The sequence below is a fragment of the Natrinema sp. 74 genome, from assembly GCF_046097095.1.
Taxonomy (GTDB): domain Archaea; phylum Halobacteriota; class Halobacteria; order Halobacteriales; family Natrialbaceae; genus Natrinema.
In genome coordinates, this window is the sequence record NZ_CP175698.1 from 1,351,638 (window position 1) to 1,368,682 (window position 17,045).

Sequence of the window (17,045 nt, forward strand, 5' to 3'; positions counted from 1 at the left end):
CGCACTGCCTCCGACAGGCGTTGTCATTCATCGGCGGTGCGCTCGCCGTTCGGTGTCCGCTTTGCAGGCCTGTGTCCGTCCGAGCGAAGACGGTGTTCCCCGGACGGGTACGTCCCTAGGGCTCTTCGTCCATCGATTCCTTGCCGTAGGGTTCGTCGTCCTGCGACGCCTTCCCCTCGGCTTCCTCTTCTTCGACCTCGAGGTCCTGCACCTCGACGATCTCGGCCTGTGCGATGTTTTCGATCCCCCCGCCCATGCGCAACTGAATCGTCTGCCCGGGGAGGTCCGGATCGTCCGCGTCGGTCGGCTCCTTCGGGACGGAGACGGCGGTGACCCCGTCGATCGTGACGGAACGGCGCTCGATCGGATCGTCCTCGTACTCGATGGTATCCCACGTCTCAATGTCGAGTTCGTCCATGTCTTTCCCGAAGTAGTCTTCCGACTCCGGATTCACCGCGTCCTCGGTCTGGGACTCGCCGGTCGTCCTATTGTCGTCGAACTGGACCTCCTCGTGTTTGTACTGTCGGAGCTGTACAAGCATACAGAACCCACCACGAGTAGCATGGTAATCCTTACAGGGGACATCGCAAGGTCGGCACCGAAAAGGATTCTCGCCCGTGGCCTCGAGCATGACCGATTCCCGCGCCACCGTCGACGGCCGCGACCTCGAGGCGATCTGGACCGACGACGCACCCGAAACCAAATGGCCGACCGGGAACGAGGGCTGTCTGTACTAGGGACCGACGCCGGCGAAACGCGAGGGGTGAGTAGGGCGAAGACCTCGATACGGCGAGCGATGACGGATGGAGCCGCGAGCCAACGGGGACGAACCGCGGGCCTCTCACCAGTCAACGACGACTACGAAGAAGAAAGCGCGTTCTGCTATCGTGGCAACAGGGCATCTCCACGTCCTCCCCACTCGATTCGCTCACCCCTGCGGTCGTTCGCTCATCCCTCGCACGAGGTTGTGCCGCGGTTCACTGACTCACGGCTCACTTCCCCCAGAAGGGGTCCCGGTTGCGCTGCTTGTCGAGGTACATGTTCAGCGCCTCGAGTTCGTCGGCCGGAATTTCGCTCGCGAGTTCCTGCTCTAAGATCTTCGCGTGTTTCTCGGGGATCTCGGCCCAGAGCTCGTCGTCTTCCTCGATCTGGCGGCCGACCGTCGGGCCGTCGATGGCGACGGAGACGCGATTGCCCGCGCGGGCCTCGTCGACGTCTTCGCCCTGCTCCTGAATGCCTTTGACCTGGCCGACGCGCTCGGGTTCGTTGCCCTCGAATTTGACGACGTTCGTGTTGTTCTGGACCGTCCCGGAGTTCACCTCGACGCCGACAACCGCGGGGTCGTTCTGGCGGAAGGTGTGGTCCGGCAGGATGCGAAAGCGTGCGGGCCGGGTAATGTTCTCGAGGATGGTGTCCTGTTGGGCCTGTTCGATCCCTTCGACGTACTCCTCGTACTCCTCGATCAGTTGGTAGATGACCTGATCGGTGAAGATCGTCACGTCCTCGACCTCCGCCCGGTCTTCCGCGTCGTCGAGGACATCGACGTTGAATCCGAGGATGGCCTTCTGCTTGCCGTCGTCGGCCGTCGAGGCGACCGACACGTCCCGCGGTGCGACGTCGCCGACCTCCGCGCGGACGATCGGCACCTCCGCGTCGTCTAAGGCGTCGGCCATCGCCTCGAGGCTGCCGAGCGTGTCGGCTTTGACGACGACGCCCTCTTCGGCGGTGTCGACGGCGATGTCTGCGAGTTCGGCTTGTACCTCCTCGATGACTTCATCCACGTCGCGGTCGCGGACGACCCGAACCGGCGCGCCGGCCATCGCGTCGGCGAGTTCCGGCGCAGCGACCTTGATCCCGGATGCGGCCGAGACCTCGTCGACTTTCTCGAAGCGACTCTCGGTGCGAATCTCCGCGAGCGGCCGGGGCTGGAGGAGCGCGCGTACGTCGGTGACGATCGGCTCGTTCATCCCGCCGACGACGAGCTGATCGTCGGCCCTGATCGTCCCGTCATAGAGGACGGTGTCGACCGTCGTCCCGAAGCCTTTCTCCTCTTTGACCTCGAGGACGGTGCCGACGCCGGGGCCGGCGACATCGATCTCCATCTCCTCTTTCATGTAGCGCTGGGAGAGCCCCATCATGACCGTCAGGAGGTCGGGAACCCCCTCGCCGGTCATCGCCGAGACGGGGACGACGCCGACGTTGCGCTGGAAGTTCTGGACTCGCCAGTAGAGGTCGGCGGAGAAGCCCTCGTCTGAGAGGTTGCCGATGATCTCGTAGAGGCTTTCGTCCAAGCGCTGGCGGACCCGGTCGGACTGGGATTCGTAGGTGTCGTTGATCGGCGAGTCCTCGTGGGCGTTCCAGCCCGGCACGGTGTCGATCTTGTTTGCCGCGACGATGAAGGGAGTCTGCGAGCGACGGAGGATGTCCAGCGCCTCGAGGGTCTGGGGCTGGAAGCCGTCGTTGACGTCGACGACGAGGATGGCGATATCGGCGAGCGCACCGCCTCGAGAGCGTAGCGTGGTAAAGGAGTGATGGCCCGGCGTGTCGATAAAGAGGAGGCCCGGCAGGTCGAAGTCGTCCGGGTCGACGAGATCGCCCGCGATCGAGGAGATGATATCCAGCGGGACGGCGGTCGCGCCGATATGCTGGGTGATCGCGCCTGCTTCGCCCTCGATGACCGCGGAGCCGCGGATCTTATCGAGGAGACTTGTCTTGCCGTGATCGACGTGTCCGAGGACGGCGACGATCGGCGTTCTGAGGGATGTAGGGTCGCGTGTGTCCGTGTCCGACATGATGAACCACCCGAGAAGGTCGTACCTAAATCGTCCGTAGCGCCGTAGTTAAACCCATCGTCATCGCCGGTCCCGACATTGTGGCTGCACCGGTGAGCCGCAAGCGCCGTCGGCCGGGTCGATCGCGACCGGTCGCGGGTCGACCGTCGCCGCCGTCGCCTGCGGTGATTCGTTCATTTCACCCGGCTGAGAGCGGATCGTAACACGGTGTTCAATCGCCGACTCGGCGGTGACGGCCGGACTCCGACGCGGTTTCGGGCGGTCCCCGTGTCTTTAATACCGATTAGTAAGTACGGGCATGCATGAGCGATATACTCGCTGAAAACCTCTCGGGGAAGTCCGTCATGGGGTCTGACGGCACCGAGCTCGGACTGCTCTACAACATCACGATGGATCTCAAATCCGGGAAGCTTCGCGACCTCGTCATCGAACCCGACGAAGAACTAGCCGGGCGTGCCGTCGACTTTGATAGCGACGACGACGGCCGCTTTCTCGTCCCCGTCAACCGCGTTCAAGCGGTGAAAGACTACATCGTCGTCCAGCGCTAACGGTATGTACGTTCTCGACTCCTCGGCTTTTATCCACGACTTCCATACGACAGAACAGACTGCGACCATCCCGCTCGTCCGCGAGGAACTCGAGGACGAGAGCGCCTATCGCTACGACGCGATGGAAGGCTCCGGGATGCATATCCACATTCCCAATGAGGACACCACCGAGAAGGTAAAGCGCGCCGCCAAGGAATCCGGCGACCTCGAGGTGCTCTCGAACACCGACGTTCGCCTCGTTGCGGCGAGTTTCGAACTCGACGGCGTCCTCGTGACCGACGACTACGCGATGCAAAACGTCGCGGAGAAGCTGAACGTCGACGTCGAAGTGATCGCTCGCGAGGGTATCGACGAACAGCGCCACTGGCTGTTCCAGTGTCAGGGCTGTGGCCGCGAGTTCGACGAGGAGAAAGACCGGTGTCCGATCTGTGGGTCGGCGCTGGCTCGGAAGAATCCGTCATAACGGCGTTGTGAAACGCGTTGGACCGTCGACTCGAACGCAGTTAGCTGTAGATGAAATAGAGGTTCGCAAACGTTAACGCGTTGTACACGCCGTGGATCAGCGCCGGAATGAGTAGATTGTCGGTGCGTTCGTAGCTCACCCCAAGTACGATCGAGAGCCCAAAGACGGTACCGAGACTCGCGATCACCGCACCGATGCCGGCAGTCGCGTACGCGAGCACGTGGACGCCCGCGAAGATGATGCTTGCGACACCGACAGCACCGAACCGGGAGAAGGGCTCGTACAGCGATTTCTGGATCACGTTTCGGTAGAGCACCTCCTCGAACGGGCCGATGACCAGAATGGCGATCGGAACCAGGAGCAACATCAGTTTGGGGTTGTCCGCTGCCTGCTGGGTCGTCGAGTGCTCTGCGCTCTCGACGCCGGTCGACTGCATGAGAATCGAGATCGCCTGAATCGCCCCTAGCAGTACGATCACTCCGCCGACGATCCAGCCGATCTCCCGGAGCGTCGGCCACCGAACGTCGATATAGGACAGATCGCGGTCCGTCGTACGGAGGAACGCACCGACCACGAGCACCGTCCCGATGATGACGCCGGACTGACTGACAACCTGTCTCGCGATGAGGCGCTCGAACTCCGGCAGCGTCTCGATGAACGGAACGGCGAAAAGATAGAGGATAGCCATCACGATCTGGGGCACGAGGAGACCGGCGAGTCCGACAACCGACAGGACGAGCGTCCGTTGGCTTCGGCGCTTGAGACCCGCGAGTCCAATACCGAAGTAGTCTGCGACGCCGACGCCGGCGGTGAGCCCCGCCGTAAGGAACGCGACGAGGACGATCGGTATCGACACCGGAACCGTCGGCAAGGCAGTCGACGCTAGCACCCCCTGATTCAGCGCGTAGCCGGCGAGCAAGACGACGCCGACGCTCGAGACGGCGGCGATCGACGCGACGATGCGGCGCGCGATGTCGGCGTGGCGGCGGACCAGAAAGGCGAGGACGGCGGTGGCGGCGAAGGCGGCCCCTGCCCAGACGACGGGATCGTCGACGCCGCGGCGAACGGGAACGAGCATCGCGACCATCGTGATGCCCGCGAGGGCGGTTCCGATCCCGGGAACCGCGTCGGACGCGATCGAGCCGGTGTCGTCGGCCCGTGCAGTCTCTGTCATACGCGAGTGTTCGTGCGAGGACTCATAGGCGCACCGCAACCGGACGACGCCGCGGGGAACCGGCGAACGACTCGAGTGGCTACCGTTCGACGCGAAGCTCCGTCTTCTCGGCGACCGCCTCGGCTTCCTCGAACTCGCCGCCGCCCAGTAGACCGCGAGTCGCCTTCTTCGCCCACTCGACGGCCGGCTGTTCGAACGTGTTCACGCCGTAGAGTTCGCCCGCGAGCACGCAGGCGGCTTCCATCCCGTAGAGCAGCCCGCCGAGTTCGTACTCGTCGACGCGCTCCATTTCGATCCGAACGTTCGGCCGGCCGGCGGCGGCGAGGCTAGCCTCCGTGGCCTCAAATTCGGCCTCGAGTAGCTTGCCCAGCGTCGAATCGCCGAGATACGCCAGTTCGTCGACGTCGGTGGCCGGAATCTCGCGGTCGCCGCCGCCCCGCGGCGTAACGAAGGTGACGAGTTTGTCCCGCGGGCCGGCCCGGTACAGTTGGAGTTGCGAGTGCTGATCGGTGACGCCGAGCGCCCGGGCCGGCGTCTGGCCGAGGTCGTCTTTGCCGAGGCTCTCGGCCCAGAGCTGGGCGAACCACTCGGCCGAGGTCTCGAGAGATTCCGCGTAGGGCATCATCGCGTTGACCCCCGCACCGCGCTGGTCTAACGCGTAGGTCGTCGCACCGTAGGCGTAGGCCGGACAGTCGAACAGCGAGCCCGAGAGGGTCTCGGCTTCGGCCGCCGCGCCCTCGAGCAGCGCCTCGAGATCGTGCCCGCAGACGGCTGCGGCGACCATGCCGACGGCCGACAGGGCCGAAAAGCGGCCTGGCACTCCATCGGGCACCATGAGCGAGGGCAGATCGTGGCGTTCCACGAGATCACGCAGCGGGCCGGCCTCGCCGGTCGTGACGATCGTCCGTTCGGTCCAGTCGACGCCGGCCGACTCGAAGGCCTCGCGCACGACGAGGAAGTTTGCCAACGTCTCCGCCGTCGTCCCCGAGCGCGAAACGACGTTGATCGCCGCGTCCGCGAGCGAGAGGCCATCGAGGCGGCGCGTGACCCATTCTGGGTCGACGTTGTCCAGAAAGACCGTCTCGGTGTCGGACTCGAGTGCGTTCGCGATCGTCGCCGCGCCCAGCGAACTGCCACCGATGCCGACGGTGATCAGCGCGTCGGCGTCGGCGACCGGCTCGACCGCCGCCCGAATTTCGGCCGGGTCGGTCCGCTCAGGGAGATTCAGCGACTCGTAGCCGTGCTCCCCGGTTGCCATTCCGCGTTCGATGCGCTCGTGGGCATCGGCCACCTGCTCGTCTAAGCGCTCGAGGGACTCCCTCGAGACGCCCGGCGATGCGACGGACGAAAGCGCGTTTCCGATATCGACGTTCACGTCCCAGCACGCACCCGCCTGGGCTAAAGGCGTTCCTGACTGTATCGGTCGGGTCTCCATCCAGCAACCCCGCCCGACCACCTGTATCGGCACCCCAGCCATCCACCGCCGGGGTGGGAATGAAAGGGGCTTTCACCGTGTTTGTGATAGCACGACGATCGGTGGCTCCGACAGCAACCGGTCGCACGGCGGATAGAAGCCGAAACCCGGAAATCGGTCCCCCGTCTACGGATGCCCATGACCGATAAGACGGGCACGTTCGTCGTCACGCACGCCGAAGACGAATCGGCCGTCGTCCGCGACGTCGAGACCGCACAGGTCCACACCCTCGCGTCGAACCCCGGCCTCGAGGTCCACGACGTCCTCGAGGCGACCGTCGCACCGGAACCGCCGCTGGAAGTCGCCTGGGAGGTGATCAACGTCGAAGAGCGGCGTTCGATCGACCTGGTCGACAGCGACCTCGAGCCGACCCAGCACGCCAAGGACCTCGCGGCCGACAGCGATGTCGGCGACCTGGTGCAAGATGAGCGGGCCGGCACCGGCGAAATCCACGTGTTCCGCGTCCCCGACGGAGGGGTCGAACCTGCAGCGCAAGACGTGCTCGAAGACGAGGAGACGATCGCGCGAGCGGCCCGGCTCGAGGCGGTCCGCGTCGAGGTCCGGCGGTCAGCCGACGACGGCGTGTTGAGCGTCCGCTATCTCCCGGACTGAGCGGCGTCGGCGCTGCGTCGGTTCCGAACGCAACATACGACATGATATCAAGAGCCAGCCGTCTTCCGGTCACTTGCGGACGGCCGGGAGAGGCGGGCGAAATGGAGAAAGCTTACTTCGCGGGGCTACAAGTGTCCGGTATATGGCGTATTTCAACGTACCGGAGATCGATTATACCCGGTACAGTAACCGCCAGTTGGCGGCGGTGCCGCTTGCGGTCCTCGCGGTGGCACTGCTCGTCCTGAGCGGATCGTTTCTCGTATACGGGACGCCGGTCTCGCTGGGGATGGATTTCGCCGGCGGTTCCGAGTTGACCGTACAGACGACGACGCCGCAGTCTGAAATTCCGGCGGCGTTCGACGAACAGCCCGAGTCAGTCACGAGCGCTGGCGGAAACGAGTACATCGTCCGGTTTTCCTCGACCGACGCACAAACGCTGGGAGATCAGGCCGAACAGAACCTCGAGCAGGACGGAAACGCCGAGATCGTCCAGATGACCTCCTCGACATCGGCGAGTTTCGGCCAGCAGAGCCAGCAGACGGCCCTCCTGGGGCTCGTCGTCGCGTTTCTCGGGATGAGCGCCGTCGCCTTCCTGCTCTTTCGGACGTTCGTCCCGTCGATCGCGATCGTCATCTCGGCGTTTTCCGATCTGATGATCCCGCTGGCGTTCATGCGGCTGGTTGGGATCCCGCTCTCGCTGGGGACGGTCGCCGGTTTACTGATGCTGATCGGGTACTCCGTCGACTCGGACATCCTCTTGAACAACCATATCCTGCGACGGAGCGGTGACTTCTACGAGAGTACCCACCGCGCGATGCGCACCGGCGTCACGATGACCGTCACGTCGATGGCCGCCATGCTCGTCATGGGGGTCACGGCGTTCGTCTTCGGCATCGAGCTGTTGGCGTCGATCGGTATCATCCTGTTCGTCGGCCTCGCGGCCGACCTGATGAACACGTACATGCTGAACCTGAGTCTACTCCGCTGGTACAAATTCGAGGGGATCCGCTCATGAATCCGATTACCGCCGTCAAGGAAAACTGGCGGATCCTCCTGCTCACGCTGTTTGTCTGTCTGGCTACCGTCGCGCTGTTTATCCCCAGTGGGATTCTGGCCAACGATGGCGTCGCCGCCGATAACGTCCAGAGCGGCCCGACCAATCTCGAGTTTGGCCTCAGCCTCGACGGCGGGACTCGGATCCGGGTTCCCGTCACCGGCATGACCGCCGAGAACATCGCACCGGGAATTACCGAGGACAACAAGATCAAGCAACATGAACAGCAGCGCTTAGACGAGATCGAGTCGACGCTGTACCAGGAACTCGGCCTCGACACGGGCAACGCCAGCGTCGACGTACAGGACGACGGCACCGTCACCGCCGAGGTGTTCACCGACAACGTAAGCGAGGCCGAATTCGCCGCGGCGCTGCAAGCGGCGAACGTCGATGTGTCCGAAGACGACATCCGTCCCGGCGTCACCCAGAAAACCCGCGATCAGATGATCGGGACGATCCAGACGAAGATCAACGCGGCCGGACTCTCCGGCGGCACGGTCTACGAGGCGTCGACGGTGAACGGCGACCATTACATCGTCGTCGAGGTCCCGAACATGGGAAGCGACGAACTCCGTGATCTGCTCTCGGAACGCGGGGTCGTCGAGGTCGTCGCCTACCATCCGAACGAGAATGGGAACCAGACGAACACGACGGTGCTGACCGGCGACGGCATCGCCAAGGTGGATCCGCCAGATACCCGCGGTGGCGAATATGTAGTCCCGGTTCAGGTCCGTGAGAGCGCTGCATCCCAGTTCCAGCGACAGATGAACGAACTCGGCTTCACCGACGAGGGGATTGGGAAGTGTAGCCTCAGCACCGAGAACGGGACCGTCAGTTTCGATCACGAGGGAGAACAGTACTGTCTGGTGACTGTCACTGACAAGAAGCCCGTCGCCGCCCACAGCATGGGCGACAGTGGAGGAAGCGGGCGAACCGGGCTCGCAACATCCATGAGACAGGGTAGTTGGGAAAACGATCCGACGTTCCAGATGGGGGCACAGAACCAGCAGGACGCACGGTCGCTCTCGCTCAACCTCAAAGCTGGCAGCCTGCGCGCGCCGCTTGACTTCGACCGGAGCCAGATCTACTCGATCGACGCCTCCCACGCCGAGCAGTTCAAGCAGTACTCGCTGCTGATCGGCCTGCTCTCGGTGATCACCGTCAGCGGCGTCGTCTATACCCGCTATACGGACACCCGCGTCGCCCTGCCGATGATCCTCACCGCGATGGCGGAGGTGGTGATTCTGCTGGGCTTCGCCGCAGTGATACGCATGCCGCTCGATCTCTCCCACATCGCCGGATTCATCGCCGTCATCGGGACCGGGGTTGACGACCTCGTGATCATCGCTGACGAGGTGATGGACGAGGGGGACGTCAGTTCCGCTCGCGTCTTCCAGTCGCGGTTCCGCAAAGCGTTCTGGGTCATCGGCGGCGCCGCCGCGACGACCGTCGTCGCCCTCTCGCCGCTGGCCGTGCTGAGCCTCGGCGACCTCCAGGGCTTCGCCATCATCACCATCCTCGGCGTCTTCATCGGGGTCCTCATCACCCGACCCGCCTACGGAGACATCCTGCGGCGGCTGCTGACCGATCGGTAGCGCTCTTTTCCCGCCGCTTTACCGCTTGTTTCGACACCGCGGACACCAGTCGACGCGCTTGCCGTCGCCATAAGCGCGTGCGAAATCGTACGACACGGGGCTCTCACAGGACGTACAGACCGGCATCGCAATCACCCGCATACACACTGGTTCGATAGTCAAGAGCGATCGGGTTGCGAGTGCAACCCGCTCGAGCGAGACGGGCGCTCTCAGTGCCCGCCGTGGTCGCCATGGCCGTCCTGATCACCATGCCCGTCGCCGCCGAGTGCGCTCGTGACTCGGTCGTTCAACGACGTCAGCTTCCGCTGGACGGCGTCCGGTTTTTCCGACGGCGGGTCCGCTAGCGCGGGTTGCTCGCTCGGATCGGGGCGTCCGACGATGACGCTGCCGATCATCCCGGCCGTCTCGTGGGGCGTACAGTAGTACTGGTAGACGCCCTCAGTTTCGAACGTGTGTTCGAACGTAGCACCCTTTTTCGAGAGGACACCGCTGTCCCACGCCGCCGCCCCGTCAGGAGCGAGTTGCGGTTCGCCGTTGTCGGCGTGATAGGCAGTCGTCGAGTGATTGCCGCTCTCGTTAGTCCACGTGACGCGCCCGCGCGTCTCGACCCAGACGACGTGTGGCTCGAAGTGCTGTCCCGAATCGGTCGTTGCCATGGCTACCTCGGCCGTTTCGGACGGCCCCTCGAGTGCCGCGTCGTGGCCGTGGCTCTCGTTGCCGCCATGAGGCTCGTTGTGGCTCGTCTCGTTGGTCACACTCCCGTTTTCGTCGCCGCCGTCGTGGCTGTGATTGCCGTCGCCGTGCTGGTCGGTCTCGCTTTGGCCGCTCAGACAACCCGCGAGCCCGATGCCGATCGCACTGCCCGCAATCCCGAGCACCGTTCGTCGAGGCGGCTGATCGTGCTTCGTCATTCCACCGAAGCGATGCCGATCACCCACTTTTCTTATCCGGTATGTAGAACGGTATCGCCGCGACAATCATCCTACCCAACGTATAAGACCGACTCTTCGCAGAACGTGGTCGACCCGCTCAAGAACTGATAGCGAACCGGCCAGCGAAGCTACTAGGTATCTCGAGGAACGAAGGAAGCCTAGGCCGGGATTTGAACCCGGGCTCTCGTCCTTACCAAGGACGCGCTTTACCGCTAAGCTACCCAGGCGCGCATCTTTTCGTTGTTCGGAGTCGTCTTTATGGGTTTCGATTCGGTCGGGCCGTGCGGTAGGTTGTCTCGGTCCCGTCCCACGATTGCGACCGACGATCAGGGATCGGTCGCCGACGTCGCTCGATCGGTCGGACCCTCCTCGAGCGAGCGATCGCGAGTTCGCGCGTCGAAGTCGGCGAGACACTCCGCGGCTGGGGGAAACGAGGAGTCGGCGAGATCGGCCAGGTCCTCGGCGACGGCGAGCAGGCGCGGCGAGGGCGTTTCGTCGACGGCGACGGCCCCGGTGAGGACGGCGAGTTCGAGCACGTCACGCTCGAGGTTGGCGTCGATTGCCGCGGGGTCGGCGTCGGCGACGGCGGTGCTGGTCTCGAGGTTGGTCCGGCGGGTCTGGTCGCGGCCGAACGACCGGACGGTTCGGACGGCTTTGCCGGCGGCGTCCGTGCGAGCGAGCAGGTAGAAGCCGCGGGCGACGAGGATGTCGGCGGCGAGGATCGCGAGGTCGCCGTCGCCCGCGTCCGCGTCGGTCGCCGTCCAGGGTTCGTCGCGGGCGAGCGAGCGCGTTAGGCGCAGGCCCTCGTAGATGAGCTGGACGCCGGCCGCGTGGGTGACGACATCGTCGGATTCAGAATCGACCGCATCGGCGGGCCGCGACGCGTCCTCGAGGATGGGTCCCTCGGCTGCCGTGGCCGCGGCGCTCTCTATGGTGAGCGTGCCAGGGAGCATCGACGCCCGATCGAGAACGGATTCGAGGTAGTCGTGTAGCTGCGATGGTTCGACGTCCGCGACGGCCTCGACGGCGGCACGCCGACAGCTGTCGGCCTTCTCCATTAGCGGGGGGTTACGAGGGCGGAGCCAAAGACCTTTGGAAACGCCCGGTCGACTGCTGCCATGATCGACGTTGACACGAACGGTGCGGTCCGTACCGTCACGATCGACCGTCCTGAGGTGCGAAACGCCCTCTCCGTCGACGGCCTCAGGGACCTCGAGACGGCGATCGAAGACGCCGACGAGTCGGTGATCTACCTCCGTGGACGCGGGCCGGCCTTCTCGGCGGGCGCGGACGTAACCGAGGTCGCGGCGCTCGAGGGAGAGCGCGACCGCGCCGCCGAGTTCGCACGGCTGGGCCAGCGCGTCGCCCAGACCATCGAGGATTCGCCCGCGGTCGTCGTCGCGGGGATCGACGGCCCGGCCCGCGGCGGCGGTCTCGAGCTCGCGCTGGCCTGTGACGTTCGCGTCGGGACGCCGGAGTCGACCTACGGCGAACCGGGCGTCAGCTTCGGCCTGTTCGGTGCTTGGGGCGGCACCGTCCGCCTACCCCGCGTGCTCGGCGAGGGCGACGCCCTCGAGTTCGCCCTTTCCGGGCGGTCGATCGACGCCGAGGAGGCCCTGCGGATGGGCCTCATTTCGCGGCTCGAAGACGAGCCTCGATCGGTCGCCGAGGAGATCGCTGAAAACGCGCCCGACGCACTGGCTGCGTTGAAACGGCGGCTTCGAGACGATGGCGAACGCGCGACTCAGGAGCGACGCGAGGCCGAGGCGTTCGCCGACCTCGTGACGGCCCACGCCGACGATATAGACGCGCTGCTCGAGTAGGATCGCGGCTCGTACGTCCTCGCCGTCGGGCCGTGCGAAAGTGATTTAGTAGCTTACATATACGAGAGTGGTATGCCCGAACCGGTGTTTCTCGAGGCCGACCGGGTCACGCTCCGGCCGATCGAAGAGGCCGACCTCGAGTTCCTGCAGGCGCAGATCAACGATCCGCGAATCTGGCGGCTCATCGGTCGCTCGAGGCCGATGAACCGTGAGCAGGAACGCGAGTTCTTCGATGACGTCGTCTGTGGCGATGAAAACGTGTCGCTCCTGATCGTCGACGAATCGACAGCGATCGGAACCATCGCGCTCAACCGGATCGATCTGGAGGCACAAAAGGCCGAACTCGGCTACTGGGTCGCAACCGACCACCACGAGCGAGGCTACGGCTCCGAGGCGGCGGAGCGCGTCGTCCGGTACGCCTTCGACCAGCTTGGGCTCCACCGAATCGAGGCCCGCGTCTTCGAACTCAACGAGCCGTCGCGACGGCTGCTCGAGTCCGTCGGGTTCACGCAGGAAGGCGTCCACCGCGACGTCGCGTTCATCGACGGCGCGTATCAGGACGCGTACTGGTACGGGCTACTCGAGGACGAGTGGCGAAGCGAGCGCCGTGAGGGCGGCGACTAATCCAGCTTCTCCGGTGCCGGCGGCGCGGTGCGCTTGTGTTCGCTGCGCTCGTAGAGTCCGCGGACTTTCTCGACGGTGGCTTCGTCGACCTCGAGCAGTCGGGCGGTCGCGGCGACCGACAGCGGGCCGTCGATATGGGTCACGAGGATCGAGTCGAGCGTCTCGTAGCTGATCCCAAGTTCGTCCTCGTCGGTCTGATCGGCCCACAGCTCCGCGGTGGCGGTCTTCGCGGCCAGTTCCTCGGGGACGCCGACGTGGCGGGCGAGCTGGCGGACCTGTGCCTTGTAGAGGTTGCCGATCGGGTGACAGTCGACGGCCCCATCTCCGTACTTCGTGAAGTAGCCGACGGCGGCCTCGCTTCGATTGCCCGTTCCCAACACCAGCCGGCTCTCGTGGTTGGCGACGAGATAGTTCATGACCGCCCGAACGCGGGCGCGTGCGTTGCCAACGGCCTCGCGGTCGCCCTCGGCCTCGGGATAGGCCGCCAGCAGCGAGTCGACGATCGGCTCGATTTCGATCACGTCGTAGGTAATCTCCAGCGTCTGTGCGACCCGTTCGGCGTCGCTCATGTTGCCTTCGCTGCTGACCGTCGCCGGGAGGACGAGCCCGTGAACGTCGTCGGCTCCGAGGGCCTCGACCGCGAGGTGTCCGGTCAGCGTGCTGTCGATCCCACCCGAGAGCCCGAGCACGACGCCGTCAGCCCCCGCAGCGTCGACCTGTTTGCGAATGAACTGCGTGATGTGGTCGCGCTGCAACGTTAGTTCCCGCTCGGAAAACCGAAGGTCGAGCATATCACCCCCTATGGCCGGTATAACCTAATACCCTCCCCTCACCGGAGAAAAATGACCGAGTGGTCGATTTCCGCCCTCTCGAGGGGGGAAGGGGGCGCTGTAGCGGTTATCTGGCGGTCGGTCGGGTGACCTAAGGTGAGAATGGATGCGAGCATCGAACTCCGCGACCCAGTCCGTTCGAGTCGAAAACGGGCACGAACCCCACGCTGCCGACAGTTTGCCGCAGCTATCGGGACGACGGCCGACCCGCGGTATGCATCGAGGGCCGCAGAAATCGCGACTCGAGGCCGGAATCACGGTCGCCGACGACGGGGGCGCTCGAGAGCGCTACGTTGAAGTGCGATGGGCGGATACGCTCGAGTGTCGGCGCACGCGAGCGTCGGTGGTCTAGTGGTAGGACATGAGCTTCCCAAGCTCATAGCCCGGGTTCAATTCCCGGCCGACGCATTTCTGTAACGCACGGTCAGTAGGACGGCCGGCGGGTACCATCGCGGGTAGGTGGTTTTAGTAACTATCCGGCTTCGTCTCTACGCGCTAGTAGATCCCCATCGCTTCGATCTGTTCTTGATACCGGTTCCGGATCGTCACTTCGGTCACCTGCGCGACGTCCGAGACCTCCCGTTGGGTCTTCTTCTCGTTACAGAGCAGCGAGGCGGCGTAGATGGCGGCGGCGGCGTAGCCAGTCGGCGACTTACCCGAGAGGAGCCCCTTCTCGGTCGTGGTGTCGATGATCTCGTTTGCCTTCGTCTGCACTTCCTCGGAGAGTTCGAGTTCGGAGCAGAAACGCGGGACGTACTTCTTTGGATTGACCGGCTCCATCTCGAGGCCGAGTTCCTGGGCGACGTAGCGATAGGTGCGGCCGATCTCCTTGCGCTCGACGCGGGAGACGGCGGCGACCTCCTCGAGCGAGCGCGGAATGCCCTCCATGCGGCAGGCGGCATAGAGGGTGCTGGTCGCGACGCCTTCGATCGAGCGCCCGCGGATGAGGTCTTCGTCTAACGCACGCCGGTAGATGACGCAGGCGACCTCGCGAACAGACCGGGGAATGCCGAGCGAGGAGGCCATGCGGTCGGTTTCAGACAGCGCGAACTGCAGATTGCGTTCGCCGGCGTCTTTGGTGCGGATGCGCTCTTGCCACTTTCGCAGGCGGCGCATCTGGCTGCGCTTGTCCGAGGAGATCGAGCGGCCGTAGGCGTCCTGGTTCTTCCAGTCGATAGAGGTTGTCAGCCCCTTATCGTGCATCGTTTGGGTCGTCGGCGCGCCGACGCGAGACTTGTTCTGTCGCTCGGAGTGGTTGAACGCGCGCCACTCCGGTCCGTGGTCGATGTTCGAGCCCTCGACGATCAGCCCGCACTCGTCACAGACGAGTTCACCGTGACCGTCGCTCTTGACGAGTGTGCCACTCTCACACTCGTCACACGCCCGCTCGCGCGTTTCGTCCTGAGTTTCGGCAGTCGTTTCAGAGGTGCGTTCGCGCTGACGGGGTGGGCTTGCCATATCGTATCGAAAACGACGGTGCATGGACTTAAGGACTCGCCATAATGGAGTCGGCCTCGAGCCGAGGTCAGACCGTCGGTGTCACGGCGGAGCGAGGCCACAGCGGGTCAGAAATAGCCAAAGAGCGTTCCGGCGAGGACCACCAGCCACATCGCGGTGCCGACCAGCAACATATCGTTGATCTTCGCGTCGCGAGCCGCGCGCTCGGCCGCGCCACCGGCGATCAGACCGAGTGCGACGACGACGAGCATCCGCTGGACGACGACATCGACGGGGAGCGTATCGACGCCGAGCATCCCGTAATCGAGCCAGATCGCGGCCGCGAGCGAGCCTGCGGCGACGACGGCGGCGTCGAGTCGACGCGTGAGTCCGCGCGCGATCAGGTACGTCGCCGCCGGAATGCCGACGCCGATCACCGGATAGAGCAAGGCGGCGATCTGATGGGGCGTAAGAAACGCCGCGTGGCGCTCGAGGAAGATGCCGCCCGCCCGCACGCCGAGCAACAGCGCGACGACGGCGAGTGCAAGCAAGAGGTGGCCGGCCTCGAGGCGGTCGTAAGCGGCGGCGAGGCGACGGCGGTCGACGTCGGTCAGGCGGTCGTCGATGGCGGCGGGCGTCCGTTCGGTGAGCCGAGAGGCGTGCTCGGTCTCGCTCGAGGTGCTGCCATCGCGTCCGCTGGCTCGAACCCCGACGAGGGTGGGGACGACGATCAGGCCGGCGAGCTCGACGAGCGTCGCCCAGCCGTCGGCGTCAGAGGAGTTGCCGTTGTCGAGGTAGATGCGGCTGACGTCGTCTTGGACGTCGATCGCCGGATGGGCCATGAAATCGGACTCGACGTTCCGCTGGGCGTCCTGGGAGCCGTGAACGCGGTGGCGGAGGGTGAACCAGTCGAAGTGTTCCGAGTGAGTCTGCATGGCGATCCAATCGTCGTCCGCGTTGGGGCTCTCGTAGAGCCGGATGTGGTAGCGCTGGCCGTAGTAGGTACCGTCCTCGAGTTGCAGCGTCTCGGTCGTCCAGTGGCCGCTCTCGTTCGGGCCGGGGTCGACGTAGGCGTAGCGGATGCCGCCGTCGGCTTCACCCCACTCGAGGTCGGGGAGACGGCCCCTCGTCGGCTCTGATTCGGTTCGATTGCGATCGGAGGGGATAGCGGACGAGTTATTCGTCCCGTTCGCGTTCGGTGGCGATTCGTTGGTGGCCGTTCCGTTCCCTGCTCGCGTCTCGTCGGAGTCGTTCCCGCCGAAGAGGGCGTACGTATCGGGGAGGGCGGCTTCCTCCGATTCGTTGACCGCCGACCAGTGGCCGCCGTCCGCCTCGGTCAAGGCCGCCTCGACGTCCGTGACATCGCCGCGGACGACGACGTTGATCGGGCTCCGCTTTCGGAACGCCGTGCTCGGACTGAGGTACCGCCAGAAGCCGCTCTCAGAGTCGTCGAACGAAATGAGGTCGGGGTCCGGTTCGGCGGTCTTTGTTGGGGTCGTCGTGCTTGGCCCCGCAGGAGCGCTCTCGTCGGTCGAGAGCGACAACAACAGCGACGGACCACCGACGAGCGCGAACGCGAGGACGAGCAGGACGGCCGCGATGACGAACGAGCGACGCATCTCTCGGCGGTACTAACGGCACACATATCAAACCGCGTGTGCCGAATTCGACACGATCGCTCGAAGCG

At 64.8% G+C, this 17,045-nt stretch carries 17 protein-coding genes and 2 tRNA genes; 9 read left to right on the plus strand and 10 right to left on the minus strand.

The window, feature by feature from the left end; translation table 11 throughout:
• Nucleotides 1-115 precede the first annotated feature (115 nt).
• Nucleotides 116-541 (minus strand): hypothetical protein, encoded by a 426-nt coding sequence (locus ACJ70B_RS06810; protein WP_408959653.1) that lies wholly within the window; start codon nucleotides 539-541, stop codon nucleotides 116-118.
• A gap of 451 nt (nucleotides 542-992) precedes the next feature.
• Nucleotides 993-2,792: a translation initiation factor IF-2 gene (infB, locus tag ACJ70B_RS06815; protein WP_408959654.1), complete on the minus strand. Its 1,800-nt coding sequence runs from the start codon at nucleotides 2,790-2,792 to the stop codon at nucleotides 993-995.
• A gap of 302 nt (nucleotides 2,793-3,094) precedes the next feature.
• Between infB and ACJ70B_RS06820 the strand changes: the two genes are divergently transcribed.
• Complete coding sequence (locus tag ACJ70B_RS06820) at nucleotides 3,095-3,340, plus strand: PRC-barrel domain-containing protein (RefSeq protein WP_408959655.1); 246 nt, start codon at nucleotides 3,095-3,097, stop codon at nucleotides 3,338-3,340.
• A 4-nt stretch (nucleotides 3,341-3,344) separates the two neighbouring features.
• Nucleotides 3,345-3,803 (plus strand): NOB1 family endonuclease, encoded by a 459-nt coding sequence (locus ACJ70B_RS06825; RefSeq protein ID WP_408959656.1) that lies wholly within the window; start codon nucleotides 3,345-3,347, stop codon nucleotides 3,801-3,803.
• Nucleotides 3,804-3,843: 40 nt separating this feature from the next.
• Here ACJ70B_RS06825 and ACJ70B_RS06830 read toward each other — a convergent pair whose 3' ends face one another.
• On the minus strand, nucleotides 3,844-4,977 hold the full coding sequence (locus ACJ70B_RS06830) for a lysostaphin resistance A-like protein (RefSeq protein WP_408959657.1): 1,134 nt from the start codon (nucleotides 4,975-4,977) through the stop codon (nucleotides 3,844-3,846).
• Nucleotides 4,978-5,056: 79 nt separating this feature from the next.
• Nucleotides 5,057-6,352: a glucose-6-phosphate isomerase gene (locus tag ACJ70B_RS06835; RefSeq protein WP_408959658.1), complete on the minus strand. Its 1,296-nt coding sequence runs from the start codon at nucleotides 6,350-6,352 to the stop codon at nucleotides 5,057-5,059.
• Between the two features lie 237 nt (nucleotides 6,353-6,589).
• On the opposite strand from ACJ70B_RS06835, the gene ACJ70B_RS06840 reads away from it, so the two are divergent.
• The 3 genes from ACJ70B_RS06840 to ACJ70B_RS06850 all read left to right on the plus strand — a co-directional run bounded on the left by ACJ70B_RS06840 (nucleotide 6,590) and on the right by ACJ70B_RS06850 (nucleotide 9,712).
• Complete coding sequence (locus tag ACJ70B_RS06840) at nucleotides 6,590-7,063, plus strand: DUF5812 family protein (protein ID WP_408959659.1); 474 nt, start codon at nucleotides 6,590-6,592, stop codon at nucleotides 7,061-7,063.
• 142 nt (nucleotides 7,064-7,205) lie between these two features.
• Nucleotides 7,206-8,078, plus strand: coding sequence for a protein translocase subunit SecF (gene secF, locus ACJ70B_RS06845; RefSeq protein ID WP_408959660.1), 873 nt, complete (start codon nucleotides 7,206-7,208; stop codon nucleotides 8,076-8,078).
• Complete coding sequence (locus ACJ70B_RS06850) at nucleotides 8,075-9,712, plus strand: preprotein translocase subunit SecD (RefSeq protein WP_408959661.1); 1,638 nt, start codon at nucleotides 8,075-8,077, stop codon at nucleotides 9,710-9,712. Before secF ends, ACJ70B_RS06850 begins: the two co-directional genes overlap by 4 nt.
• Nucleotides 9,713-9,921: 209 nt before the next feature.
• Here the strand turns inward: ACJ70B_RS06850 and ACJ70B_RS06855 are convergent, their stop codons facing one another.
• The 3 genes from ACJ70B_RS06855 to ACJ70B_RS06865 all read right to left on the minus strand — a co-directional run bounded on the left by ACJ70B_RS06855 (nucleotide 9,922) and on the right by ACJ70B_RS06865 (nucleotide 11,702).
• Nucleotides 9,922-10,623 carry a plastocyanin/azurin family copper-binding protein gene (locus ACJ70B_RS06855; RefSeq protein WP_408959662.1) on the minus strand — a complete coding sequence of 234 codons (702 nt, stop codon included), beginning with the start codon at nucleotides 10,621-10,623 and terminating at the stop codon, nucleotides 9,922-9,924.
• 176 nt (nucleotides 10,624-10,799) lie between these two features.
• A tRNA-Thr gene (locus tag ACJ70B_RS06860) sits at nucleotides 10,800-10,871 on the minus strand.
• A gap of 99 nt (nucleotides 10,872-10,970) precedes the next feature.
• Nucleotides 10,971-11,702 (minus strand): hypothetical protein, encoded by a 732-nt coding sequence (locus tag ACJ70B_RS06865; protein WP_408959663.1) that lies wholly within the window; start codon nucleotides 11,700-11,702, stop codon nucleotides 10,971-10,973.
• 60 nt (nucleotides 11,703-11,762) lie between these two features.
• Here ACJ70B_RS06865 and ACJ70B_RS06870 point away from each other — a divergent pair, with 60 nt between their 5' ends.
• Complete coding sequence (locus ACJ70B_RS06870) at nucleotides 11,763-12,467, plus strand: enoyl-CoA hydratase/isomerase family protein (RefSeq protein WP_408959664.1); 705 nt, start codon at nucleotides 11,763-11,765, stop codon at nucleotides 12,465-12,467.
• Nucleotides 12,468-12,539: 72 nt separating this feature from the next.
• Nucleotides 12,540-13,091, plus strand: a complete 552-nt coding sequence (locus ACJ70B_RS06875; protein ID WP_408959665.1) for a GNAT family N-acetyltransferase — start codon at nucleotides 12,540-12,542, stop codon at nucleotides 13,089-13,091.
• Here ACJ70B_RS06875 and ACJ70B_RS06880 read toward each other — a convergent pair.
• Nucleotides 13,088-13,882, minus strand: coding sequence for an NAD+ synthase (locus ACJ70B_RS06880; protein ID WP_408959666.1), 795 nt, complete (start codon nucleotides 13,880-13,882; stop codon nucleotides 13,088-13,090). The genes ACJ70B_RS06875 and ACJ70B_RS06880 overlap by 4 nt on opposite strands.
• Nucleotides 13,883-14,135: 253 nt before the next feature.
• On the opposite strand from ACJ70B_RS06880, the gene ACJ70B_RS06885 reads away from it, so the two are divergent.
• Nucleotides 14,136-14,273, plus strand: a complete 138-nt coding sequence (locus ACJ70B_RS06885) for a hypothetical protein (protein ID WP_408959667.1) — start codon at nucleotides 14,136-14,138, stop codon at nucleotides 14,271-14,273.
• Nucleotides 14,259-14,329 (plus strand) — tRNA-Gly (locus ACJ70B_RS06890). The genes ACJ70B_RS06885 and ACJ70B_RS06890 overlap by 15 nt, the downstream gene beginning before the upstream one ends.
• An 87-nt stretch (nucleotides 14,330-14,416) precedes the next feature.
• On the opposite strand, the gene ACJ70B_RS06895 is transcribed toward ACJ70B_RS06890, so the two are convergent.
• Both ACJ70B_RS06895 and ACJ70B_RS06900 read right to left on the minus strand, forming a co-directional pair.
• A complete protein-coding gene (locus ACJ70B_RS06895; RefSeq protein ID WP_408959668.1) occupies nucleotides 14,417-15,379 on the minus strand; it encodes a transcription initiation factor IIB in 963 nt (320 codons plus the stop codon).
• A 107-nt stretch (nucleotides 15,380-15,486) separates the two neighbouring features.
• On the minus strand, nucleotides 15,487-16,977 hold the full coding sequence (locus ACJ70B_RS06900; RefSeq protein ID WP_408959669.1) for a hypothetical protein: 1,491 nt from the start codon (nucleotides 16,975-16,977) through the stop codon (nucleotides 15,487-15,489).
• Nucleotides 16,978-17,045 lie beyond the last annotated feature (68 nt).